A 24429-nucleotide genomic window follows, 5' to 3' on the forward strand; every position below is an offset into this window, starting at 1 on the left:
CCACAACCAGAGCAATTTACCTTGAGTTTCTACTTTTTTCATCTCCAGCCGCCCAAGCCGCAGCCGCCGTTTCTGCCGTAATACTAACTACCCGATAAAAAGCGATCGTCCCCAATAAAATACCGGGGGCGATCGAGCTTTCTAATAATCCCAAAGCTGTAGCTTCAAACACTCCCAAACCTCCCGGAGCGCCCGGAACCACCAACCCTAATAACCAGGCTAAACTAAAAGCACCAAAAACCCTCGGCACTTCCAGCCAATTAAAATACCCCATAGCCACCAGAGTTATCATAAACCCAATGCCCCGTAAACCCACAAATCCCAACTCTCCTAACAAAGGCTTAATCGGATAGCGTTGTAGTTGTATAGGTGTAGATGGTTTTTCCTCTGTATTCGCCAAATTATTCGACCTTAATTTAACTCTTCCTAACCACCCCAAAACCGGATTTAAAATCCCCGGATTAACAGCACCTAAAACCACAATTAGACATAAAATTTGCAACCATAAATGAGCAGTATTGATAGTTATCAAAGCTATCAATAAAGCCGCTGCCGCCATCAATAACGGCTCTAGTAAAACACTTAAAGTTGCTATACCTAAAGCTATATCCGCATTTTTAACAGCTATAATACGCCCATAAAAATGCCAAATATTACCAGGAATATACTTAGCAATATTAGTTTTCAAATAAATCTGTAGTCCCCGGCGATAATTAATCCCCGCATCACCCACAGATTGAAACTCCCTTAAAATCAATAACCAGACCCAGGCAGACCATAAATGAGCCAGAAAAGTGACTGCCAAAGCCATGGCTAAACATCCCCAACTTTTGCCAGTAATTTGCAGTGATGCCACCTCTCGCCAGTGGTTTTTAATAGCCGTAGCCAGGAAAAATAAAGTCATGCCCAAAACCAGCCAGCGTAACCAAGGTTTACACCGAGATATATAGGATTTCAAAACTTAACCCTCTGTCTATGAAACCTACCAAAAGCATCAAAAGGATAGCTAGAAACTACCCGACCCACGCCGATAAAATGTTCGGCATAATATTGACTAACCGGATTATTTGCGTGGTGCCACAACTCATCATAACCAATGCCATTGTTACCATGTTCCGGGCCGGAACTATGTATATATTGACCATCACCCAAATAAAGACCGACATGAGTAGTTTTAGATGTTGTACCAAAAAAAACTAAATCCCCTGGCTGCATTTCCCAGATAACTGGTGGTATAGGTTGAACAAACGCCTGTTGTTGATAAGCGTCTCTGGGTAGCCAAATACCCTGTTGAGAAAAAGCAGCTTGTATCAAACCGGAACAATCATAATTAGGTCCGACCGTCCCTCCCCATAGGTAAGTATTACCAATTTTTGCAGCTTGGTGACAAAATGCGATCGCCTTATTTATTGCCTGATTAATCGTTTCGGATGATATAATTGTACGGGGTAATGGTGATGGAGGCTTTAGCAAATGTTCAACATCCCCCGCAGCCAACCAACCCGGGTAATCATCCTCCCACAATTGCACAGGTATAGCTGAAATATTCTCAGCCGTGTTAACCTCAAACAGGCGCAGGTGTCGTCCAGTAGCCGCCTGAGTTGCCAGAGTGCTACACTCAGGAGAATCATAAATATTCAGATCACCTTTGCATTTATACTCAACTGGGAGTAGCTTTAGTGACACTGTAGCATCAGTGCCAACAACTGTCGCCACCTTCCCCAAAATATCCGATAATCCATCAACGACCATATTTGTCACCAATATTGAAAACTAATTTCCTGTTATGGCATTTTTCCATCCAGACCCAAAGATACAAACTCTTGGCACAAGCATTATAGAGGCAACCCGGAGTAAATTTCCAGGACTAAGCGCCAATCAAATAGCCATGACCTGGGTAATTTATGACCCGCCAGTTTCTGTGAATACCGGAGGCGCACTTACTCCCGAAGAATTTTGGAAATATCCTGTTAGGGGGTTTGCATATCGGGGAATTGAACGCATTTATCCAGCCAGTGTAGTTAAACTATTCTACTTGGTGGCTGTTTACGAGTGGGTGGAAAAGGGTATGTTGCAAATCTCTCCCGAGTTAGAACGTGCCATTAAAGATATGATTGCACATTCTAGCAATGATGCTACCAGTTTAGTAGTGGATGTATTAACTGGAACCACCAGCGGTCCCGAATTATCACCCGGTCCCTTCGAGACTTGGAAATATCAACGAAATATCATTAATCGCTATTTTCAATCCCTGAATTGGCCGGAACTTGAATCAATTAATGTCAATCAAAAAACCTGGTGTGATGGTGCCTATGGTAGGGAAAGAGCCTTTTTAGGGGAACTGATGGAAAACCGTAATATGCTGACAACTAATGCCACAGCCAGGCTAATACATAGCATTGTCGGAGGTGTAGCAGCATCTTCGGAAGCCTCTCAAACAATGATGCAATTGATGCACAGAAATCTTGAGCCAGCAGCCTTAGCAGAAGACCCCGAAAATCAGGTTAAGGAATTTTTAGGGGAGGGACTACCTGAGAATGCTAAGTTATGGTCAAAGGCGGGCTGGACTTCTCAAGTTAGACATGATGCAGCTTATATTGAAATTCCCGATTTACTACCGTATTTATTAGTAGTTTTTACCGAGGGTAAATCCCAAAGTAAAAACCCGGAGATTTTACCCTATATTTCTCAATTAGTGGTAGCTGCCATGAAAGATAGCATAGGCGACTGGCTACCCCACCAACCCTAAACCCCAACCATAAGTGCGTCAGACCTGAACATCTCAGGTGAAAGTTATCATGGCTCTCTCTGACGCATCTTACCAATTTTGGTCAAGGGAATATATAATGGTTGAAATTGTCAATTTATCCGTCTGAGGTATCCTACCAATTGACGCACTCACGCGCAATGATCAGGTTTTATATGGTAACATATTATGAAGATTATTAAAACTGCGTTTTATGTAAAAATTGCCTTGGGTCTAGTGGCTTCGGTGTTCAGTCAGCAAGTAGCGGAGGCGAGTTTACCCAGGACTACAGATACTCAAGAAACTTGTGATATTTTAGTGTTTGGTGGCGGACTAGCAGGCGCAGCCACAGCCTATGAGGCATTATTAGCAGGTCGGACAGTTTGCTTAACGGATATTACTGACTGGGTAGGGGGTCAAATTTCCTCCCAGGGAACCTCGGCTTTGGATGAACGCGCCACACAACGATCGCTATTATTTTTCCCGCGAGGATACCTAGAATTGCGCGATCGCATCAAAGAAAAATATGGGATTTTGAACCCTGGTGCTTGTTGGGTAAGCGAGTCTTGTTTCCGACCTTATGACGGTCACGCCATTTTATTATCAATGCTACAAGATGCGGCAAAACAGGGTAAAGGTACTTTAAAATGGTTTCCTAATACTGTTCCCAAATATGTAGAAATAGCAGATAGACAAATTCTCAGTGCGATCGCCATTCAACATCAAGCCGCCCCCGGTACACCCCCCCTAAATAGCGAACCCCTATCCCAAATTATTGAAGATGCTTACAGTTGGGAAGACTCACCCCGCCTCACGAAAACCATTATCGAATTTCTCCCCGCCAATACAGATAAACAAACCGCTAACTGGTACGTGGTAGAAGCCACAGAAACCGGGGAAATTATCGGAATGACCAATATTCCCCACAACTTGGGTATAGACCCACGCAACCCCCTAGAACCCACCTCCTCCAGCGTCACCGGAGACCCCTATTGCACCCAGGGTTTCACCTATACCTTCGCCATGAAAGCCCTCGCCGAGCCAGAACCCATCGAAAAACCACCATTTTACGAACGCTATGCGCCCTACTACAGCTATGAATTGCAGCGATTAGCTAATTTTACCCTAGTGTTTACTTACCGTCGCATTCACAGCGAAAACCCAGAAGGACCTTTTCACCCCGACCCACGCAGGTGGACTATTTATCCAGGGGATATCTCCATGCAAAACTGGACTTGGGGCAATGATTACCGTCCGGGAACCTCTCAGGACAATTTAATCCTAACTCCCCGACAACTAGCCGCCAGCGGGCAGCTAGAACCCGGAAATTGGATGGGCGGACTACGGGTGCAGTCCTTGCAATATGGCGAAGAAAATGCCAAAGGTTTCTTTTATTGGTTAGTCAAGGGGACTACTGATTCTCAATTGGGCGATGGTGTGAAAAATAAGTACCCACTACATCGATTTTTGAGAGGATTTGATCAGCCCATGGGAACCGCCCACGGACTCTCTAAGTTTCCCTATATGCGAGAGGCGCGACGGATTATTGGTCGCCCTTCCTTCGGTCAACCTCAAGGGTTTATGATTTGGGAAACTGATATTTCTCGTAATGATTTTGCCGGGGATTTTTACCGGGAAAATCTCTCGGAATCAGAATTTAGGGAGTTATGGATGGCTTTGGCTGGGTTGGAATTACCAGCTTTAGTCGCTAGAAATCAAACCGTTGAACAGACTTCCCGCAGAGGAAGATCTACCATTTATCCTGATACGGTGGGTATTGGACATTATGCGATCGATTTTCACCCCTGTATGACTTTAAGCCCCCACGAAACTCCCGGAAATACTGAAAGAGAGGGAGAACGTCTCGGACAAGGACAGGCTTACCCCTTCCAAATTCCTCTCCGGGCTATGATTCCCCAGGAAATTGATAATTTATTAGTGGTGGGTAAAAGTATTGCTACTAGCCATATTGCGGCGGCGGCTTACCGGGTGCATTCCTTTGAATGGTCTTCGGGTGCGGCGGCGGGAATGACGGCGGTTTTTGCTTTTGATAATGATGTTTTTCCCTATCAATTAGTGGCGGATTTACCAAGGCGATCGCCTTTACTAGATGAGTTACAATGGTTCATCCAAGAAAATGGTAATCCTATCGCATTTCCCCGCACTTCCATTTTTAACCGTTCTTGGGAAAATTGGAGATAATTTTTGACATTTGACTAGAGTTAACTACTAGCATTAACTCGGTAATAATGCTTAAACAATGAATCTAAAACTGATCAGATGAAGGAGATTATAGTTCACCAAGTAGATATTACACACTACCGATTAGTAGAACTCTGCCAACTTGCTGATCAAGCCAAGCCTTTCTACCAATGGGTAGAAAAAAACGCCAAAAAGATAACAGGTTCTCATAAAGAACTCAACGAGATTATGATGTCAGCCACCCGAGATGAAATGGCATCTATTATTTATGCTTGCTACGCAGAACCGGAAGAAAAGCGTCCTTTACTCTTTGATGGTATTGGCAGAGTTTACCCCCACCCAAAAGCCTGCTTTTACTTTTTTGCCTGGATGATTAGAGATGCACCTCAGCAGAGGTTAGCACCCCTAATAAGTCGATGGAAAAAGGAGGTCATGCACATTTATTTACTCGGGATATTATGGGGGCTGTACAGGACTTAAAATCATCGGGAAGTCCATGCTATATTATAGTGGTTATCATCGCCAATAACTGGTCAATATCAGAAATAACAACCATTACCAATCAAATGGACATGGTTTTTCATTTTAATTTGAATCCTCTTTTGTGGTTTTGATGAAGCCAGTCAAATTAAGTTAAATAAGTATATACAAGGTGTTTTAGATAATGGATAATCTCATCCATATTATTAATAAAGTTCTGTTGGGGGATATCCGCACTGTATCTGTAATTATTCCTGATAATTCTATCCAAGCCATAATTACTAGCCCTCCCTATTTTGGGCATCGAAATTACACCGGAAAAGATGGCTGTGCCAACGAGATAGGTAGAGAAGCAAATGTAACCGATTATATTAATAATCTGGTCACCTGCTTTGAAGTGGTAAAACCCAAACTAAAAAATAATGGTTTGCTGTGGCTGAATTTAGGTGATACTTATCGGAATAAACAACTTGAGGGTGTTCCTTGGCGGGTGGCATTTGCTCTCAAAGATAGGGGTTGGATTCTCCGCAGTGATATTATTTGGAAAAAGCCAAATGCTATGCCATCCTCTGTGAAAAATAGACCAACTACTGACCATGAATATATTTTCATGTTTTCTAAAAACACTGATTATTATTATGATGCTGATGCCATTAGGGAACCTCATATCACATTTACCGAACAATCAAAAATGAGAGGCGGTAGGAATCATTTTGGGAAACGAAATAGCACCCCAGAAAATGGCAAAAACTCCGGTAATCAGAATTTGCATGATGGTCGATGGGACCAAGCATTTCACCCCAAAGGAAGAAACAAGAGAACTGTTTGGGAAATACCCCTCGGTAAGTTCAGGGATGCACATTTTGCGGTTTATCCAGAAGATTTAGTTAAAATATGTCTACTGGCATCAACTCGTCAAGGAGATCTGGTTTTAGACCCATTTACTGGTTCAGGTACTACCGGAGTTGTTGCTATTAAGCATGACAGAAAGTTTATTGGCTGCGAACTGGTCAAGACCTATCAAAAAATGGCTCAAAATAGAATTGATGAAATTATTATTCAACCCAGCCTGTTCACGCTGCCCAATTAATTAATATTAATAATCTCCTCAAAATTATGGTGGTATGCTATACTATCCATCTAGGTGATTAAGATGCTGCTAAACACTATCACAATTACCTGATTTTGTGGGTGGGATACCATGGAAAATCTCACCAATTAACTCTATTGCATATTAACGATTAATTGACCATCAGTTTAACTCAATTATGAATCAGACTTCCTCGACTACATTACCAAAAGTTACTGGAAACTCGGTTCAGAAAAATGCGCCTTGGCTGTATGCTTTCTGGAAGTTTTCCCGACCACATACCATTATCGGAACCAGTCTCAGTGTGTTGGGGTTGTTTACGATCGCATTTAGTGATCAACTTAATCCTACTACATGGGAAAATCCCCTTTTTGTCCCCACCAATTTAATCATCCTGCTGATTAGTTGGATAGCCTGTCTGTGTGGGAATATCTATATTGTCGGTCTTAATCAATTAGAAGATATCGAAATAGACGTAATTAATAAACCCGATTTACCTTTAGCGTCTGGGGTATATTCTCGCCGCCAGGGTCAAATTATCGTAGCCACTACAGGGATATTGGCGGTTATTTTAGCCGTGGTTGGGGGGCCTTTTTTGGCAGCTACTGTTGGGATTAGTTTAATTCTCGGCACCGCCTATTCCCTCCCTCCCATACGCTTAAAAAGATTTCCAGTTTGGGCGGCATTATGTATATTTACAGTCCGGGGGGTGATTGTCAACCTGGGGCTGTTTTGTCATTTTAGCCAGCAGTTATCAACCCCCCAATTATGGCAAATTCCGGTAATACCCCCGACGGTTTGGGTGTTAACCCTATTTATTTTGGTGTTTACGTTTGCTATTGCCATTTTTAAGGATATCCCCGATATTGAAGGCGATCGCCAATATCATATTACCACCTTTACCATCCGCCTCGGAACCGTAGCCGTATTTAATCTAGCTAGGGGAGTAATCACCATCTGTTATTTAGGGATGATGGCGGCGGCTTTCCTAGTTTATGAAAGTTTAAACCCAGTATTTTTAGTGATGACTAATCTGATATTACTGAGTTTTATGTGGTGGCAAAGCACCAGTGTAGACCTAGGGGAAAAACAAGCGATCGCCAATTTTTACCAACTCTTATGGAAACTGTTTTTTCTGGAATATATACTATTCCCCATCGCCTGTTTATTAGGTTAATTCCAAAAATTAGTGATGCCATACCCCAACTCGCGCAGCATTGACCGCAGCAGAGGTAAACTCAGACCAATCACATTAGTATGACAGCCATCTAACCTATCAACAAAAGCCCCCCCTTTCCCTTCAATCGCAAAACATCCCGCACAGTTCAAAGGTTCTCCGGTCTCCACATAAGACCGGATTTCCTCCTGATCAACAGTCGCAAAATGCACATGAGTTATGCGAGATAAAACCAAAAGTTTGGGTTTATTCAAATCCAGTAAAGCATGACCAGTATAAAGCTGTCCGACATTACCACTAAGATTTTGCCAACGGGCGATCGCTTCTAGTTTATCAGCAGGTTTCCCGTAAATTTCACCCCCCATTACCAACACCGAATCACAGCCCAAAATTAGCGCATTTTTGCCGTTTGCCAAATAGCTATGGGGATGGTCTTTTAACCGTCTCCCCACAGCTTCCGCTTTGGCTTTAGCGAGTTGTTCTACCAATGCAGTCGGATCATCAATCTGAATGCTAGACTCATCAAAATCACTGTTAATTACTACTGGCTCAATTCCCACAGTTTTTAAGAGTCTATGTCTGGCTGGGGAAGCAGAAGCCAGGACGAAAGTGATAGCTGAGTCCACCATATCAGAATCTCCGTTAATAAACAGTAAACGATCGCACCACTTGTTCTAACAGAGTTTTGCTTTTTTGCCAACGCTGTTCACTGGTGGATATATTCAAGGTAAACAACTTACCCCGACTGATAGCAATACTAGCGAAATCATGCCGTTTTTGCTGATTAGGAAGAGTCACAGCATATTCCAGTAAATAGTAAGTATTATTGGTGGATTCTCTTTTCCCAGCATTCACCAACTCGGCTGTCCGACCCGAACCTTCTGGGGCGATCGCATTTTTACTGAGAGTATATCCCACCTCTGTGGGAGTGCCAATTTCCTCTAAACTATCACCCCTAGTCACAGAACTAATCACCACACTAACATTTTCGGTGGAGTCGATCATATCGTGAAAAACCACATCGGGTCCATTAGAGACCCTCACCTCCACCCAACCGTTAGGGTAAAGAAACTCATAGCCATCTGCTGTGTCCACAAAACTTTTTAGACCTCCCCCGGTGGCTACACATCCCCCCAGGGTGAGACTAACAACAACTAGGATAATTGATGCAATTCGTTTGAACATTGAAACACATTTCCATTACTGCAAAATCGATGCTTGATCGAGTCTTGAGCGACTCTGACAGCGATCGACAGTATAACCATTGTCCCATTAATCGGCTGTTTAACTCTGGTTAGGTCAAATTTAACTCAACCTGTCGTTGCACATTTATTAAAACTCGATCGCCACGGGTAAGGCTGTATTCAGCTTTCCAGACTCCTGGAAGTAGACTAGCGCCAGAATTTCTTTGTCCCACATAGCCGACCCAGGTGAGACTGGGAGATTGAATGCGGTCATTATGGTCAACTACCACATTACCTCTGGGGTCAATCATCCGATATTTCACCTCATCCCCCGCTAAAATACCATAGGCTTGTACCCAGAATAATAGGGCGGGAATTTGTGCGGACAAGACGGTTTCTGAATGCTTCCCATCCCAAAGTTGGTCCATGTCGGGGGGTTCTGTGGAAAATCCCGCCCTAATTAAACCTGTGGGATTATACCCAGAGGGTTGATTCCAAATCGGATCTAAGCTAATCTGACAACCGGGTGAGGAGGTCGGACCGACAAAAGGATCAACTACCTGTCCTTGGTGGGTAACGGTGATGTGAACATGGGGAAAGGAGGTTAAACCGGATGTTCCCACCATTCCTAACACTGTGTCAGTATTGACGCGATCGCCTGATTTAACCGCCACACTACCCCGCCGCAGGTGACAATATTGAGTTTCCCAACCTTTTCCGTGGTCAATAACTACCCCATTACCGCATTCTTGACCCTCTACCCTTGACCTTTCCGCAGGATGTCTAATTCGCCGATCTTCGACTCCATCACGGACTCTTAATACCTGACCAGAGGCTGATGCAAATACGGGGACTCCTTTGGCCATCATTCTTTCATCGGGAATGGCAAAATCTGTTCCTTTATGACCATCATAGGTTTGACGACCACAGCCAAAATCTACGGCTTGGGGACTCGGATCGCGATCGGTGTATAAAATCACTAAACAATCTTTATTTAATTCACATTTCAGCGGTGGAGACAAACTCACACTATCTGTGGCGATCGCCACTGTATCCGGTTCGGAATTAAGGCTGAAACTGATTGACGGAGGAACACAACCTATCAGTAGTGATAGTCCTAACCCCAACATAAATAAGCATAGATATCGCAGGTGTTTGAGCATTTGTCAGATGTTGGATATGTCTTATATGTGTCGTTAGTAATTATAGCAAATCCCTAATCGGGTTAGCCTTACTCTTTACGCAGTCGCCAGCCACCAGAAGATATGTGGGTAATTTTCTCCAGTTATTGGGTAATTTCTGGCAGTAAAAACCACGGAAAATCAGGATAGTTAAATTCCCATAATATGGCATTAATTTCAGTAATATATAAATGGGTAGTTGGGGAAAATTCCGGTGCTAATTCAGTCAAGCGATCGCTAGGAATGGCAAAAGCTAGATGTCTCATTTGTTCCCGTAAATCTGGGGGTGGCTGTTCACCATCATCATAAATATAGGGGTCTCCCCACAGGGGATAAGCGTGCATTCCATTAATACCGACTACCTTTCCCCAACGGTCTAACAGGGGGCCGCCACTCATGCCTTTTTGGATCGGATTAGTATAGCCAATTTGATAACCGTTTTTAAAGGGTTTTTCGGGAATTAAAGAGACTCTCCCTCTGGTTAAATTCAATCCTTTATTTCTGGTGGGAGGGTATTTTTGATCCGGGAATTTGGCGAGGGATGATTTGGGATTAAATAGATGATCTAATGATGGCTTGGTGTCTATCAGTTTGCCATGATTATTGTGAAAGTTAATGGGTTGAATATTATCGGCATCTATCGGAAATGGAAAACCCGCCCCAAATACTTTATCACCGGGTGAGAGAGTAGCGGAAGGATGGAAAGAAGCGATCGCATAATTTTGAGGTTTACCCTGAAACTGAATCAGGGCTAAATCTTGTCCTTGTAAGGAATAATTCTTGAGTAAATCGGCTTGATAAATCTGACCATCAGGAGTTTGGATTAAATAGGGAGATTCCTCGGTATTGATGACATGATCATTAGTCAAAACCGTATATAAATCACCTTCTCTTTTAATAATAATTCCCGACCCCCAAGCTGACCCAGAAATAATTTTGACTGTAATTGATTCAGCGATCGCCTTCAACTCTTGAGGGCTACAAGGTCGGGATTCACCCTCGCCACATACCGGATTAGTAGAGCAAGTAATGGCGGGTAACTTATTAGGTAGAAAAAAATAATCTAAATGATGCTGCCAAATTCCCGAAAAATTAGCAATTAAAAAAGGCAGTAATAGCATATAAATCCTCATCAAAAACTGCCATGATTAATTATTCCTGCCCCCTCCTCACGCCCAGGACCCCTCAACTAAGGAGGCAGAAGGATCAGCATTTAATCAGAATTAAAAGTAATTTGCTGATCTAGGTATTCTTGGAAATCCAAATATAGACGGGAATCAGTTTCCGACAAAGGACCAGCATTAGCATTAGCTTGTAGAGCAAAAAGCTGTCGGATAGTGCGGCGAGCATCTTGATTAGGTTTGAGAGTAAATAGAACCCCCAAACAGGGACCATCCTTAGCATCAGAAACACAGATAACTGGCTGTCGATTAACAGTTCCTGTAGTCACATAATTAAGTAATCCGCGCTCATAGAACTCCTGAAATTTAGCCGAAACTTGGCGACAGCGAGTTTGTGGCACATAACCAGCCTGATTAAAAACCAAAGAAACCCAACGAATTACGGGAAAAGTACCCCGCGAGTTGCGGACAAAAGTAGTAGGGACATCATCATCACTACGTCCACAAAAAAACTCTTGTTCCACTACTGTATTATATCGCTGATGTGGCTGATATAGCTGATGTCGATGGCGCGGAAACTGTGTGATTTCGGTTTCTTCAGCGGCTGTGCCATTAGAAACAAAGAAAGAAGCGATCGCCATCGCTCCTCCCGTGGCTAAATTAAATAGATATTTTGGTTTCATTGTCCTTAGAACCAGATAACTGAATAGATCAAAATTCCGAACCAGAATTGTTCCGTTGCTTCCAATTGATCCCTAATCGTTTGAGATAGTCCCACCCCCGCTGGGGCCAAACGTGCTGGCGGCCAGTGCGTTCAGCAATCCACTGGGCTACCTTGGGGCCAGACCAGGGTCCCCCATCAGGAGCCGGACCTTGCAAAGCCTGCTTGAGTTCCTTTTGCTGTGATTTAGTCAAAAGCGATCGCGCCACAGGGGGCTGGCGATCGCGACTACGGTTTCTCACCGAAGGTGGGCCCTCGTGGTTATAACGTCGGATAATCTCTTTGGCGTAGTCGTAATTTAACCCCACAACCTCTGCCGCCTGTTTGATCGTCCAACCGCTGCCAACCAAATGAAGAAGATGCCACCGACGCGACTCAGTAGTATCTCTAGCTTGTCGGTAACGGTTTTTGAGATCATCAACCGATAAATGGGGTTCAATATGAGCCTTTGGTGGCATACCTCCTCATCTCATCATCCACAACACTGCTTGATCTATCGTCAGTTTGGCAAAATTTCCGGATCAAACAAAAATTTAGCGATCGCCACTGATCAGGTAGTAAAGTGTTACCAATTTTTCGCTAAACTCAAATATTAGAACTAAAACAGAGGAGACCGCATGGCATCGATCTGCGAGTTGCACCAACAACTGGTAAATAAAGAACGCTCTGCTGTGGAAATCACCACCGAAGCGCTCGATCGCATTAATAAACTAGAACCCACACTTAAAAGTTTTCTGTGTATTACCGCAGATCGAGCCTTAGAACAAGCCCGACAGGTCGATGCTAAAATTGCAGCCGGAGACGAAATCGGATTATTAGCAGGCATTCCCATAGCCGTCAAAGACAATATGTGTACGGAAGGGATTACCACCACCTGTGGCTCGAAAATTCTCGCGAACTTCGTGCCTCCCTATGAGTCCACTGTGACCACCAAACTCATAGAAGCCGGAGCAGTTATACTCGGAAAAACCAACCTAGATGAGTTTGCGATGGGAAGTTCCACCGAAAACTCAGCCTTTCAAATCACCGCTAACCCTTGGGATATAACCAGAGTTCCCGGAGGGTCCTCTGGCGGGTCAGCAGCAGCCGTAGCAGCCAACCAGGCAGTAGTTGCCCTTGGTTCGGATACAGGGGGTTCCATTCGTCAACCAGCCTCATTCTGTGGAGTTGTAGGCATGAAACCCACCTATGGGCTAGTATCCCGCTATGGGTTGGTAGCTTATGCTTCTTCGTTGGATCAGATTGGCCCCTTTGGTCGCACGGTCGAAGATGCGGCGATTTTGCTAAATGCGATCGCTGGTTACGACCCCAAAGACTCCACCAGTCTTAACGTAGAGATCCCCAACTATAGCGATTTTTTAAAGCCCTCCCTCAAACCCAGAAGCAAAATCAAAATTGGGGTAATTAAAGAAACCTTCGGGGAAGGCTTAGATCCCGTAGTAGAACAAGCCGTTACTAAAGCGATCGATGTCCTGCAAAGCCTAGGCGCAGAAATTCAGGTCATCTCCTGTCCTCGGTTCCGCTATGGTCTACCCACCTACTATATTATCGCCCCCAGCGAGGCTTCCGCTAATCTCGCCCGCTATGACGGGGTTAAATATGGTTTCCGCACTCCTGATGCTGATAACCTGATTGAGATGTACGCCAAAACCCGCGCCGAAGGCTTTGGGGCGGAAGTCAAACGTCGGATCATGGTAGGAACCTATACTTTGTCTGCTGGTTACTATGATGCCTATTATCTGAAAGCCCAAAAAGTCCGCACCCTGATTAAACAAGATTTCGATCGCGCTTTTACTCAAGTAGAGGTCCTAGTTTGTCCTACCTCTCCCACCACCGCTTTTAAAGCCGGAGAAAAAACCTCTGACCCCCTGAGTATGTATCTTTCCGACCTGATGACAATTCCCGTCAATTTAGCCGGTTTACCCGCGATCAGCGTTCCCTGTGGATTTGACAGTCAGGGTCTCCCCATTGGAATGCAGTTAATTGGCAAAGTTCTCGGCGAAAGTCGTCTGTTTGAAGTCGCCCATGCTTATGAACAAGCCACCCCTTGGCATAAGCATAACCCAAACATACCCAGCTCATAGTTAACTATTCCCCATAAATCTCTACTGAGGAAGTGCTGTCAATAGTCCACCGGGGAGAATTAGCGGCGGTGTCTGGTGAACTGACCAAAGCCCATAAATCGGATATATCTGAATCGATTTCTGAGAATAGCAGTTTCATGGTTTTTTCATCCCCCGCGTCCGCCGCTTGACTGAGGGGGGCTAGGGTTTCGGCAACAGCGGTTTGGCGTTCTAACTCCTGGGTGGAGGCGAGAATATTACCCAAGCCGTTGATGATCCTCCGTAAACTATCGCGCAATCTCGGATCTCCTGTCAAATCTTCAATATCTGCGGTCACTTTCTGCATATTTTGCAGGGTGGAACGGGCCGAGTCTAGGGTTTGTTGCAGTAAGATTATATTATCCGGGTTGTTGACACTCTGAGAAACATCTCGCAAGTTCTCCGAGGCGATCACGGCATTGGCTGATAAGGTTTCCAGATTGGTTAATAGTTCCCCCTGTTCAAATCGGGCTATAACTGGGGTTAGTGTAGCGATCGCTACACTCAATTCCTGGCTGGTTTCATTAATATTATTTAAGGTCATCAGCAAAGTGGAGCGATTGGTAGCAACCAGGGCATTTACCTCTTGAGTTAAGGCACTTATATCACCAGTAACCTGGTCTAAGGAATTAGCCGACTGCAGTGCTGCTCCGCTGACTTCCTGCATGGAGCGCTCTAGCTGATCGGAAAGTTGAGTCATTTCCGAGGAAAATAAGTTCATGTTTTGATCCACGGATGCACTGAAATTACCCAACTCCAATTTAGCTATATCAACTAATTGCCCCATTTTGGTGGTCAGTTGGGTGGCTTCGGCGGCGGCGAGGGCGGTATTTTCCACCGCAGCATTTAGATTAGCAAATAATTCCGGGTTGCCATAGAGTTCCCCTAAATCAAGCATAGTCTCCATGAGGCGATCGGGGCTAATACCCGGTAAACCTTGAACCGAACTCTCATGGCACAAAATATCTGACGAGGGACAGTCAGCAGCAATGGGGTTAGCAGCCACCAGCTCAGGAGTTAAGACTATATTGGGGATGATATCAATATATGTTTCATTCAGAAAACCCGTCTGATTGACCAAAACTTGGGAATTTCGTGGCATTACTAAATCGGTAGATTCAATATTTAGCAACACCTCCACCCCATTAGACTGGGGTTGAATTCTGGTAACCCGCCCGACTCTTACCCCCCGATATCGTACAGGTACGCCAATTTGAAGACCAGTAGCACTAGGAAATTCTGCCCGAATTTGGTAACTCTGCTGACCAAGACTGATCCCCCGCAGCCAAAAAGCTGTGGCCCCAAATAGCCCCACTCCCAATATAATCAACAAACCGACTGATCCTTCACGGACACTTCGCGATCGCATAATTCATCCTCTCATCTGTCTGTCCCATCTTCATAATGTTAGGCTAACTTAACAAATTTCAGGATCCCATCAGCTAATTGACCACCTGAATGGGTCCGCTTACACTGCCCGTAAAAAACTGTCTCAGCGCCGGATTGGTGGACTTGTAAGCCTCCTCAATTGACCCTTGCCATTGAATTTGACCTTTATACAAAAAAATTACCTGGTCTGTGGTTCTGCGGATTGTACTATCTTGGTGTGTCACCATCACATAGGTGCTGCCACCCCCGTCCCGCTTTTGTAGGCTGCGAATCAAATCTTCAATCACCGTTGAAGCGATCGGATCTAAACCGGCGGTTGGTTCGTCATACAGTATAACTTCGGGATTATCACTTGGGGTTTCTGGGTTGGGCATAATGGCTCTGGCGAAACTCACCCGTTTTCGCATTCCTCCAGATAATTCTGCTGGATAGCGATCGCAAATATTAGGCAGACCCACCATTTCTAGCCTTTCTTCAACTAATTGACGAATAGTAGCCGGGGAAAGTCTGCTGTGTTCATACAAGCGAAATCCCACATTTTGTTGAACATTAAGAGAGTCAAACAAAGCCGCATTCTGAAACACCATCCCAATACCAATCGGATCACTAAGATCATCCACCCAACCCCGTCGCAGTTGTCCCTTGACATATACTTCTCCAGCATCAGGAGGTAATAACCCCGCTATAATCCGCAAAATCGTTGATTTTCCCGTCCCAGAAGGACCGATAATTCCCAACGCTTGACCAGGATAGATTTTTAGATCTACCCCATCTAAAATCACATTGGAACCAAAGGCTTTAGAAATTGCTCGCAGTTCAATTAGTGGCTCAGACATATTAGATTTGGATTCGGTTCCCGGACATAGTTATCAATCAACCCGCCTGTAATACACAAGCTATGGCACATATACAAGATATACTGCCATTCCCAATTTGCCATAGACTCTTCCCTATGCACCATATCCATATAACTAGAAATGGCGAGATACAGGCTATCATCTCGAATTAGGTTTGCCAAAATTTAACCACCACAGATTTTTATTGAGGTCTATTATCAATGTCGATTATTTCCCTTAGATTGAAACTGCGTCGCCTGTTCAAACTCCGACTAAATTGGAGTCGCTCAGGCTACCGTTCCTCCTCACGAATAGGACAGTGGTTCAAATGGTTAGCCCCCGGTTTGCTAGTCAAACGGTGGTTACTTATTAGCGCCGGAGGGGTATTGTTGACCAGTTTGGGGTTAGCTATCTGGACAGGAATGACCCCAATTTTCTATATTTTGCAACTGCTCAGGGGATTTCTGGAATGGATTACCCAAATTATCCCTAACTCGGTTTCTGGACCGTTGCTAATTTTGGCGGGTTTACTATTCGTTTTTTGGGGTCAGAGTCGCAGCTTTAACTCTATTACCCAGGTATTCACCCCGGAAGGTGATCAGGAATTGGTCGATCGCCTCCTAGCATTGCGCCGCCTCAACCGAGGTCCGAAAATCGTAGTTATTGGCGGCGGCACGGGTCTATCAACCCTGCTGCGGGGTTTAAAAGATTACAGCGCTAATATCACGGCTATTGTTACCGTAGCGGACGATGGTGGCTCCTCTGGGCGCTTGCGTCGCGAAATTGGAGTATTACCCCCAGGAGATATTCGCAACTGTTTAGCGGCTTTAGCTGATGAGGAAAAGCTATTGACCGAATTATTCCAATACCGATTTCGGGCTGGGGATGGTTTGACAGGTCACAGTTTTGGTAATTTATTTCTCACGGCTATGGGAGAGGTGACCGGAGACCTGGAAAGGGCGATCGCAGCTAGTTCTAAGGTCTTGGCTATTCGCGGTCAAGTCCTACCCGCTACCCTCAGCGATGTTCACCTGTGGGCTAAATTAGAAGATGGTCGTCGTATTCATGGAGAGTCCAGTATTACAGAAGCTAGGGGTAAAATTGTCAAAATTGGTTGCACACCTGCCAACCCCCCAGCCCTTCCTAAAGCTATTAATGCCATTCAAGAAGCAGATTTGATTATTATCGGACCTGGTAGCCTCTACACTAGCGTTATCCCCAATTTATTGGTCCCAGAAATTACGGAAGCGATCGCTCAACGCCAAGTCCCCCGCATCTATGTTTGTAATGTCATGACCCAACCGGGAGAAACTGATAACTACAGCGTCGCCGACCACATTCGGGCGATCGATGACGCTTGTGGCCATCAACTATTTGATGCTGTCCTAGTGCAAGGAAAAGTCCCCCCGGCTCAAGCATTAATCCGCTATGCTCAAGAAGACTCTCACCCAGTTTTTATTGACCGGGAAGCCGTCAAGGAATTAGGGCGAAGAATGGTATTAACCAATATCATTGAAGTTGATAGCGACACTGGCTATGTCCGCCACAACTCCAAACGACTCGCCCAAGTCCTCCTACGTTGGTATAGCAGAGTTTAGACAATTTTACTTCGAGATAAAATGCACCCAAAAACTGCCATCAGGGATACACACCCGCCGAATGAGTTGATAGGAGTAGTGTAAATAAGCACCACTTAGATCCGTTCGATATCCACTGGAGAACCACTCCCCATAAGGGTCATGGACGATAAACCCATTTTGGTCATAGCCTACCACGACAATAATATGCCCAAAGGAGGTAAAGTATCCGTGGATAACGGCAGGATAACCCGCAGCTATCCAGTCCTGTACATCCTCAATTACCGCATTTTCGGTAAAATAATCCCTAGCACCATAGTCTCGCACAATGCGGGCTAAATCGTAGGGACTATGGCGACTATAGCCCTTATTGATAGCATAGCGATACAGTTCATCCTCAAATTGACGATATCTCGTATCACGGCGGGGAATATTAAAATACTCCAAACACATGGCTAGGGAAGTGACATTACAAGCGCCTGTGGGGTTGTAGAAATTATCTAATTGTGATTTGAAGGGGACATTCAGACGATGGCTAGTTGGTAGGGTTCTGGGGTAGGTTTGGGTTCCTCCCTCGTAAACTTCCGCATGACCACCCCAAATATACAACACAGAATAACCGCCAAAGGACTCATTACGCAAAGCTATCCTTAAATGCGCCCGGATCGGATCATAAGCCAAAACTGAAAATTCCCGTCCCGCTGAAATGGAAAATTTCTCGGAGTTGTTCAGTTGAGAAGAGGCGATCGGTCTCACCTTCAAAACTGTATCTCTGATGACTTTTAACATGGGAGTAGTTACCGGGAGGTCAGAAACCTTAGCTTCAATTAATTTTTTGGCAGTATCTGAACCAATAAATCCCGGTTCAGAGCATTCCATTAACTGCTGAAAACGATGCAGCGCCGCGGTTGACTTCGGACCAAATATCCCATCTGCTGGCGGGTCTAGCAGCCCTAAATCAATCAGCCGGATTTGAATTTGACGGCTCAAACCTGCATCAGCATTAATTTCCTTCACATCATATCGGATATCTGTACCCAGGAAGTTCTGTAGCCTCATATTTCCCTGGCGATTCACACTTTTTGTTTCTATCAGTTTTTTGGCGGTATCTGTGCCGAGAATGCCACTGGGTTCGCTACAGTTCATTAACTCCTGAAAACTCCGAAAAGCCGCCGTTGAATTGGGGCCGAATATGCCATCAACTGGCGGCGCTAGGAGTCCTAAATCAATCAGTCGAGTTTGAATTTGACGACTCAGAGCTTCATTATCATAAATGGCTTTGATATCATATTGAGTATTAGTCCCCACAAAGTCCTGTAGTCTCATGTCTATAGTTATAATTTTGGTGTTTTGTACAAGTTTTTTGGCTGGCTATGTACTCGACAACTCCACAGGAGTTACGCAATTCCTATGGAGTTGGTAAAGTCGGGTTTAAATTATCTCACCTGGAGATGAAATGCACCCAAAAATTACCATCAGGAATACATACCCGCCGAATGAGTCGATAGGAGTAGTGTAAGTAAGCACCACTTAGATCGGTTCGATATCCGGTTGAAAACCACTCCCCATAAGGGTCATGGACGATAAACCCATTTTGGTCATAGCCTACCACGACAATAATATGCCCAAAGGAGGTAAAGTATCCATGGATAACGGCAGGATAACCGGCTGCGATCCAGTCCTGTACATCCTCAATCACGGCATTTTCGGTAAAATGATCCCTAGCACCATAGTCTCGGACAATGCGAGCTAAATCGTAGGGATTATGGCGACTATAACCCATATCCAGGGCATAGCGATATAGTTCATCCTCAAATTGACGATATCTCAAATTGCGACGCGGAATATTAAAATATGCCAAACACATGGCGATGGAAGTGACATTACAAGCGCCTGTGGGGTTGTAGAAATTATCTAATTGTGACTTGAAGGGGACATTCAGACGACGGCTAGTTGGTAGGGGTCGGGGATGGGTTCTGGTCCCTCCCTCGTAAACTTCCACATGGCCAGCCCAAATATACAAGATGGAATAACCACCAAAGGACTCATTACGCAAAGCTACCCTTAAATGCGCCCGGATCGGATCATAAGCCAAAACTGAAAATTCCCGTCCGGCTGGAATGGAAAATTTCTCGGAGTTGTTCAGTTGAGAAGAGGCGATCGGTCTCACCTTGAAAACTGTATTTCTGATGACTTTTAAAATGGGAGTAGTTACGGGGAGGTCAGAAACCTTAGTTTCAATGAGTTTTTTGGCAGTCTCAGAACCAATAAATCCGGGTTCAGAGCATTCCATTAACTGCTGAAAACGGTGCAGCGCGGCGGTTGACTTGGGACCGAAGATTCCATCGGCGGGCGGGTCTAGCAGCCCTAAATCAATGAGCCGGATTTGAATTTGACGACTCAAACCTGCATCAGCATTAATCGCCTTCACATCATATCGGAGATTGGTTCCCAGGAAGTCCTGTAGCCGCATATTTCCCGGACGACTAACAGTTTTGGTTTCTATCAGTTTTTTGGCGGTATCTGTGCCGAGAATGCCACTGGGTTCGCTACAGTTCATTAACTCCTGAAAATTCCGAAAAGCCGCCCTTGATAAGGGGCCGAATATGCCATCAGCTGGGGGCGCTAGGAGTCCTAAATCAATCAGCCTAATCTGAATTTGACGACTCAGAGCCTCATTATCATAAATGGCTTGGAAGTCATATCGAATATTAGTCCCTACAAAGTCCTGTAGTCTCATATTTTCCCGTCGAATAGTGGTGGTTTCTATCAGTTTTTTGGCGGTTTCAGAGCCTAAAATACCAGATTCACTGATGTTCATTAACTCCTGAAAGCGTCTGAATGCGGCGGTTGATAAGGGGCCGAATATGCCATCAACTGGCGGTTCTAGGAGTCCTAAATCAATCAGTCGAGTCTGAATTTGACGGCTCAAACCTTCATTATCATAAATGGCTTGGATTTCATATCGAATATTAGTTCCCAGGAAATCCTCAAGCCTCATGTTCGGGGGCCGCATAGTGGTAGTGTCTAGGAGTTTTTGGGCAGTTTCAGTGGCCAGAATACCAGATTCACTGATGTTCATTAACTCCTGAAATCGTTTGAATGCGGCGGTTGATAAGGGGCCAAAAATACCATCGGCTGGGGGATCTAGGAGTCCTAAATCAATCAGACGAGTTTGGATTTGACGACTCAGAGCTTCGTCATCATCAATCTGTTGTATATCATATCGAGTATTGGTTCCTAGGAAATCTTGTAGTCTCATTTTGGGTGCTAGGTCACAAAATCACTGCAATTGTACATGGTTTGTTGACCCCCCCTACAAATAATTCATTATTTGATACAAAATATCAGAGGGGGTCGAGATTTAGAAGGGGATATCAACTGATACATTTACGCGACATTTTTCCGGTTGTTCCCGGACAATGCAACGATAGCACTATTACCCGTTAAGGTAACAGAGGCGGTATCCCGCAAAGCTTTTAGAAAGATTCCAAAAGCACCGTTCCAGTCCCTGGGTAGAGTGAACCCACACTCCGGACATCGGAACACTTTTGAGCCACCTAGCTGGGAATGCACATGACCACAGTGAGTACAGGTTTTGTTGGTGTATTCTTCCGTCACATCTACAACTGTGGTTCTAGTTATTTCCCCTTGATGTCTCAGGGTTAGTTTGAATCGATAATGCGCCCATGTCAGCATGGCGCGGGCAGTCTTGGATTTGATTAGACGCTTCACCTTGGCAACCATATCGGAAGTCTCGAAGGTGGGCAGAAAAATTATGCTGTAGTTGTGAGTCAAGTAGTGAGCAATTTGTTTGTGGGCTTCATCAACTAGATTGCGGATTTTGGTTCTCATTCGTTGAGCCGCTTGCCTCATCCGTCGCCTTCTTGAACGACAGGGTTCCTTGGCGATTCGGCTGATCAAATCATCCAAATGTTGACATAGCCTAGTAATGCGTCCAATATCCTCGGAGCCAAATTCCAGAAATCGTGAACCATCAAACCCGGTCATAAAAGTTCGGACGCCCGGGTCTAATGCAATCACGCCATTCGCTTCAGTTGGGGTAACGGCAACTGGTTCAGGGAAAATCGCCAACCATCGACCTTTGGTAAACACCAACTGAGTCCCTTGCCCGCAAGTTTTAGGGATGGGTTCGGAAACCATGAAAGTTAATCCTTTCGTGAGTCTTGGATACCAACTCCCTGAAGAGAAATTAGCATCGTTAAACTTGATGGCTTGAGAACTATCCCGACAGCTCCTAAACCTGGCGCCAGGACTGGCTGAAAAGGCGAGATAGGCATCAAAGATAGCATTCTGCCGAATATGGCCGGGTGTTTCTGTGACCCATGCAGGCAAGTCGCTCTGCATCACTTTATTGCGTAACTTTAACTTGCTTAGTCGTTTACCACTCCGGGATAATGCAATTGCTTGGTTGTAGCAATACCGACAAGCAGCCAGCCATTTACGCCAGACTTGATTTAGCTCGGGGCTGGGGTAAATCCGGATCTTCTTTGACCTGAGTTTTGTATTTACTCCGTCGGTATAATCTGGAGCTAAAGCAGTGGAGGAGGGCGAGGATGTCCTCAACCATTTCTGGTTCTGGACTGAGACTTGTCTGGTTGAGAACCATGAGTGAACACCTGTTTTGCTCACAGAGCCATCGAAACAAGTCAAATCCCCATATTGCCAATCGGTCTGGGTGGGCAACGACAACCATGCCGACATCTCCTGACAAATGATGTCCCAGTAAGGCCAGCATTTTCTTTCCCTTGAAGTTGAGCCCGCCTCCGATTTCTGAGACGACTTCTGCTTCGGGGTAGAGGTTGGACAGTGCGGCCACCTGTCGGTTGAGGTCTGACTGCTGGGCGCGGCTACTAACTCTGGCATAGATAACGACTTTGCGTTTGTCACTGCCTGATTTGGCAGTATATGACTCAACGTTGTATCGTCGTTGCCCAGCAGGGGTTCTGATGGTCTCGATTGAGCCATTGGAGTCCCATCTGCGGAGTGTTCTTTCATGGACTCCAAGGATTTGGGCGGCTTCCTTGGGTTTGACATATCTGGCAATAGGTTTATCCTCAACCCTTCTCGCTTATTATACCGTATTGCCCTAAAATATTAACCTAATTTGAGATTAAATCATGCTCCCGGTTTCAGTTTCGTTAGGGGGTATGAGGTTTCAGGATAACTACCCCATAGGCTTGGGGTAATAAATATTGGCGGATGGCTTGTTGTAATTGTTCGGCATTGAGGGATTGAATTTGGCTGGGATATTCTAAAGCTAGGTTCACATTTCCGACGATCGCCTGATAGTAACCATACAAATTAGCGCGATCGCTTGGTGTTTCACTACCAAAAATAAACCGATTGGCTACTTGAGTCCGTACCCTGGTCATTTCGGTGGGGGTGATTAATTCCCTGTGGAGTCGGTTAATATGTTCTGCGATCGCCGCTTCGGCTTCGGCTAAGTGTTCGACCCGCAACCGAGCGGAAATATAAAATACTCCCTGTAGCCTCTGGGTCATATTGCTGCAACTAATCCCAGACACTAAACCCCGCTTTTCTCGTAAATCCTGCACTAGGCGGGAGGTACGACCTTGACCTAAAATTGTAGCCAAAACATCCAAAGCATAGGTTTCTGAGAGTTGATTGAGTCCGGGAACCCGCCACACCATCATTAATCGAGCTTGCTGTAAGCTATCATCTATGATTTCGTGGCGGACAATTTCACTAAATCCTGACTCTGGGATCAGATGATGCAGATCTACTTCTGGGGGAAGTTCAGGAGGTGTCTGTAATGGGATAGACTCGGCTACTGTTCCAATTAAAGTCTCTACAGGTAAATTTCCCACAACTGCGATCGTGGTTTTTTGGGGACAGTAATGGCTGCGATGAAAATCTCGCATTTGCTGAGGAGTTAACTGTTCAATAGCGGCTGCTGGTCCTAGTACAGACCGACGATAGGGGAGACGCTTAAAGGCTGTTTCCATGGTCCGCTGAAATGAACGACGCGCGGGGTTGTCTTCAGATCGCCGGATTTCTTCTAATACTACTAGCCTCTCTCGCTCAAAGGCATCATCGGGAATAATTGGGTTAAATACTACTTCAAGCTGTAGGGGGGCTAGGGTAGCAAAGTCGGCGGGAGCGCTGGTAACATAATAGTGGGTGTAGTCCTGGCTGGTGGCTGCATTGGTTAAAGCGCCTCGTTGTTCGATGAGTCTTTCAAATTCCCCAGCTTTGAGGTTGGGAGTCCCTTTGAACACCATGTGTTCTAAAAAGTGAGCCATCCCGTTGATCGGGTCGGGTTCGACAGCGGATCCAACATCAATCCAAACATTCAAGTTCACGGCTTCAACGGGTAACTGTTCTGCCACAATGGTGAGACCATTTGATAATTTGTAGATGGTGGGAGCGTTTAGTGAGCGGGTGATATTTGATTCAAGTAGGATAGAAGTCATTGGATCTTTAGCCCTGTGGTCTTTTCCCTATCTATCTTAATGGGGTTATAGCAGAGTTACGGGGATTTGGTGATAATTTGGTTGATACTACAGGAGTTTATGCGATCGCCCGATCGCATACTACCAACCACAGGTCAAACACAACAATTATCGATAATTGCTCCC

Annotated in this window: 23 protein-coding genes and 2 pseudogenes; 7 read left to right on the forward strand and 18 right to left on the reverse strand. The window is 45.1% G+C overall.

The annotated features are described in order from the left end of the window. Positions 1 to 16: 16 nt before the first annotated feature. Complete coding sequence (locus HFV01_RS22665) at positions 17 to 904, reverse strand: UPF0104 family protein (protein ID WP_318285885.1); 888 nt, start codon at positions 902 to 904, stop codon at positions 17 to 19. A 50-nt stretch (positions 905 to 954) separates the two neighbouring features. Next, entirely contained in the window at positions 955 to 1752 is a 798-nt protein-coding gene (locus HFV01_RS22670) for a C40 family peptidase (RefSeq protein WP_006621470.1), read from the reverse strand. Positions 1753 to 1786: 34 nt separating this feature from the next. Between HFV01_RS22670 and HFV01_RS22675 the strand changes: the two genes are divergently transcribed. The 5 genes from HFV01_RS22675 to HFV01_RS22695 all read left to right on the forward strand — a co-directional run bounded on the left by HFV01_RS22675 (position 1787) and on the right by HFV01_RS22695 (position 7695). After that, entirely contained in the window at positions 1787 to 2749 is a 963-nt protein-coding gene (locus HFV01_RS22675; protein WP_006621471.1) for a serine hydrolase, read from the forward strand. 186 nt (positions 2750 to 2935) lie between these two features. Beyond that, entirely contained in the window at positions 2936 to 4948 is a 2013-nt protein-coding gene (locus tag HFV01_RS22680; protein WP_006669125.1) for an FAD-dependent oxidoreductase, read from the forward strand. Positions 4949 to 5026: 78 nt separating this feature from the next. Then, entirely contained in the window at positions 5027 to 5428 is a 402-nt protein-coding gene (locus tag HFV01_RS22685; protein WP_008057127.1) for a hypothetical protein, read from the forward strand. A gap of 184 nt (positions 5429 to 5612) precedes the next feature. Next, a complete protein-coding gene (locus HFV01_RS22690; protein WP_006621474.1) occupies positions 5613 to 6518 on the forward strand; it encodes a DNA-methyltransferase in 906 nt (301 codons plus the stop codon). Between the two features lie 178 nt (positions 6519 to 6696). Next, positions 6697 to 7695 carry a homogentisate phytyltransferase gene (locus tag HFV01_RS22695; RefSeq protein WP_006621475.1) on the forward strand — a complete coding sequence of 333 codons (999 nt, stop codon included), beginning with the start codon at positions 6697 to 6699 and terminating at the stop codon, positions 7693 to 7695. Here HFV01_RS22695 and HFV01_RS22700 read toward each other — a convergent pair. The 6 genes from HFV01_RS22700 to HFV01_RS22725 all read right to left on the reverse strand — a co-directional run bounded on the left by HFV01_RS22700 (position 7692) and on the right by HFV01_RS22725 (position 12360). Next, entirely contained in the window at positions 7692 to 8324 is a 633-nt protein-coding gene (locus HFV01_RS22700) for a Maf family protein (protein WP_006669126.1), read from the reverse strand. The two genes, HFV01_RS22695 and HFV01_RS22700, sit on opposite strands and share 4 nt — an antisense overlap. 13 nt (positions 8325 to 8337) lie before the next feature. Continuing rightward, positions 8338 to 8880 (reverse strand): photosystem II reaction center PsbP, encoded by a 543-nt coding sequence (gene psbP / locus HFV01_RS22705; protein WP_006621477.1) that lies wholly within the window; start codon positions 8878 to 8880, stop codon positions 8338 to 8340. Between the two features lie 109 nt (positions 8881 to 8989). Beyond that, positions 8990 to 10042 carry a M23 family metallopeptidase gene (locus tag HFV01_RS22710; protein ID WP_006621478.1) on the reverse strand — a complete coding sequence of 351 codons (1053 nt, stop codon included), beginning with the start codon at positions 10040 to 10042 and terminating at the stop codon, positions 8990 to 8992. 122 nt (positions 10043 to 10164) lie between these two features. Further along, positions 10165 to 11181: a S1 family peptidase gene (locus tag HFV01_RS22715; protein ID WP_193520409.1), complete on the reverse strand. Its 1017-nt coding sequence runs from the start codon at positions 11179 to 11181 to the stop codon at positions 10165 to 10167. Positions 11182 to 11273: 92 nt separating this feature from the next. Further along, positions 11274 to 11864 (reverse strand): COP23 domain-containing protein, encoded by a 591-nt coding sequence (locus tag HFV01_RS22720; protein WP_006621480.1) that lies wholly within the window; start codon positions 11862 to 11864, stop codon positions 11274 to 11276. 28 nt (positions 11865 to 11892) lie between these two features. Next, complete coding sequence (locus tag HFV01_RS22725) at positions 11893 to 12360, reverse strand: helix-turn-helix domain-containing protein (protein WP_006621481.1); 468 nt, start codon at positions 12358 to 12360, stop codon at positions 11893 to 11895. Positions 12361 to 12519: 159 nt separating this feature from the next. Between HFV01_RS22725 and gatA the strand changes: the two genes are divergently transcribed. Next, the gene (gatA, locus tag HFV01_RS22730; protein WP_006621483.1) at positions 12520 to 13986 is read left to right on the forward strand and encodes an Asp-tRNA(Asn)/Glu-tRNA(Gln) amidotransferase subunit GatA; all 1467 of its coding nucleotides are present in this window, start codon (positions 12520 to 12522) and stop codon (positions 13984 to 13986) included. Between the two features lie 4 nt (positions 13987 to 13990). Here gatA and HFV01_RS22735 read toward each other — a convergent pair whose 3' ends face one another. From HFV01_RS22735 to HFV01_RS22745, 3 genes are all read right to left on the reverse strand, one after another. Then, the gene (locus tag HFV01_RS22735) at positions 13991 to 15373 is read right to left on the reverse strand and encodes an MlaD family protein (protein ID WP_046320181.1); all 1383 of its coding nucleotides are present in this window, start codon (positions 15371 to 15373) and stop codon (positions 13991 to 13993) included. 73 nt (positions 15374 to 15446) lie between these two features. Then, positions 15447 to 16229 (reverse strand): ABC transporter ATP-binding protein, encoded by a 783-nt coding sequence (locus HFV01_RS22740; protein ID WP_193520410.1) that lies wholly within the window; start codon positions 16227 to 16229, stop codon positions 15447 to 15449. Further along, complete coding sequence (locus tag HFV01_RS22745) at positions 16214 to 16411, reverse strand: hypothetical protein (protein WP_146743248.1); 198 nt, start codon at positions 16409 to 16411, stop codon at positions 16214 to 16216. Before HFV01_RS22745 ends, HFV01_RS22740 begins: the two co-directional genes overlap by 16 nt. Positions 16412 to 16450: 39 nt before the next feature. Here HFV01_RS22745 and HFV01_RS22750 point away from each other — a divergent pair, with 39 nt between their 5' ends. Continuing rightward, positions 16451 to 17827 carry a gluconeogenesis factor YvcK family protein gene (locus HFV01_RS22750; RefSeq protein ID WP_006621486.1) on the forward strand — a complete coding sequence of 459 codons (1377 nt, stop codon included), beginning with the start codon at positions 16451 to 16453 and terminating at the stop codon, positions 17825 to 17827. A 6-nt stretch (positions 17828 to 17833) separates the two neighbouring features. Here HFV01_RS22750 and HFV01_RS22755 read toward each other — a convergent pair whose 3' ends face one another. The 7 genes and pseudogenes from HFV01_RS22755 to HFV01_RS22775 form a co-directional block, all read right to left on the reverse strand. After that, positions 17834 to 18865, reverse strand: a complete 1032-nt coding sequence (locus HFV01_RS22755; protein ID WP_035759850.1) for a C39 family peptidase — start codon at positions 18863 to 18865, stop codon at positions 17834 to 17836. 45 nt (positions 18866 to 18910) lie between these two features. Further along, a pseudogene (locus HFV01_RS32200) lies at positions 18911 to 19132 on the reverse strand (peptidoglycan-binding domain-containing protein); the annotation flags it as partial. 115 nt (positions 19133 to 19247) lie between these two features. Next, positions 19248 to 20279: a C39 family peptidase gene (locus HFV01_RS31135; RefSeq protein WP_035759853.1), complete on the reverse strand. Its 1032-nt coding sequence runs from the start codon at positions 20277 to 20279 to the stop codon at positions 19248 to 19250. Between the two features lie 45 nt (positions 20280 to 20324). Further along, positions 20325 to 21068 (reverse strand): annotated as a pseudogene (locus tag HFV01_RS31140) (peptidoglycan-binding domain-containing protein); the annotation flags it as partial. A 128-nt stretch (positions 21069 to 21196) separates the two neighbouring features. Then, entirely contained in the window at positions 21197 to 22312 is a 1116-nt protein-coding gene (locus tag HFV01_RS22765; RefSeq protein ID WP_318286300.1) for an RNA-guided endonuclease InsQ/TnpB family protein, read from the reverse strand. Continuing rightward, on the reverse strand, positions 22269 to 22874 hold the full coding sequence (locus tag HFV01_RS22770) for an IS607 family transposase (RefSeq protein ID WP_193521301.1): 606 nt from the start codon (positions 22872 to 22874) through the stop codon (positions 22269 to 22271). Before HFV01_RS22770 ends, HFV01_RS22765 begins: the two co-directional genes overlap by 44 nt. Positions 22875 to 22968: 94 nt before the next feature. Next, positions 22969 to 24264, reverse strand: coding sequence for a M16 family metallopeptidase (locus HFV01_RS22775; protein WP_006669131.1), 1296 nt, complete (start codon positions 24262 to 24264; stop codon positions 22969 to 22971). Positions 24265 to 24429 lie beyond the last annotated feature (165 nt).

Origin of the sequence: Limnospira fusiformis SAG 85.79 (genome assembly GCF_012516315.1) — a bacterium.
Classification (GTDB): Bacteria; Cyanobacteriota; Cyanobacteriia; order Cyanobacteriales; family Microcoleaceae; genus Limnospira; species Limnospira fusiformis.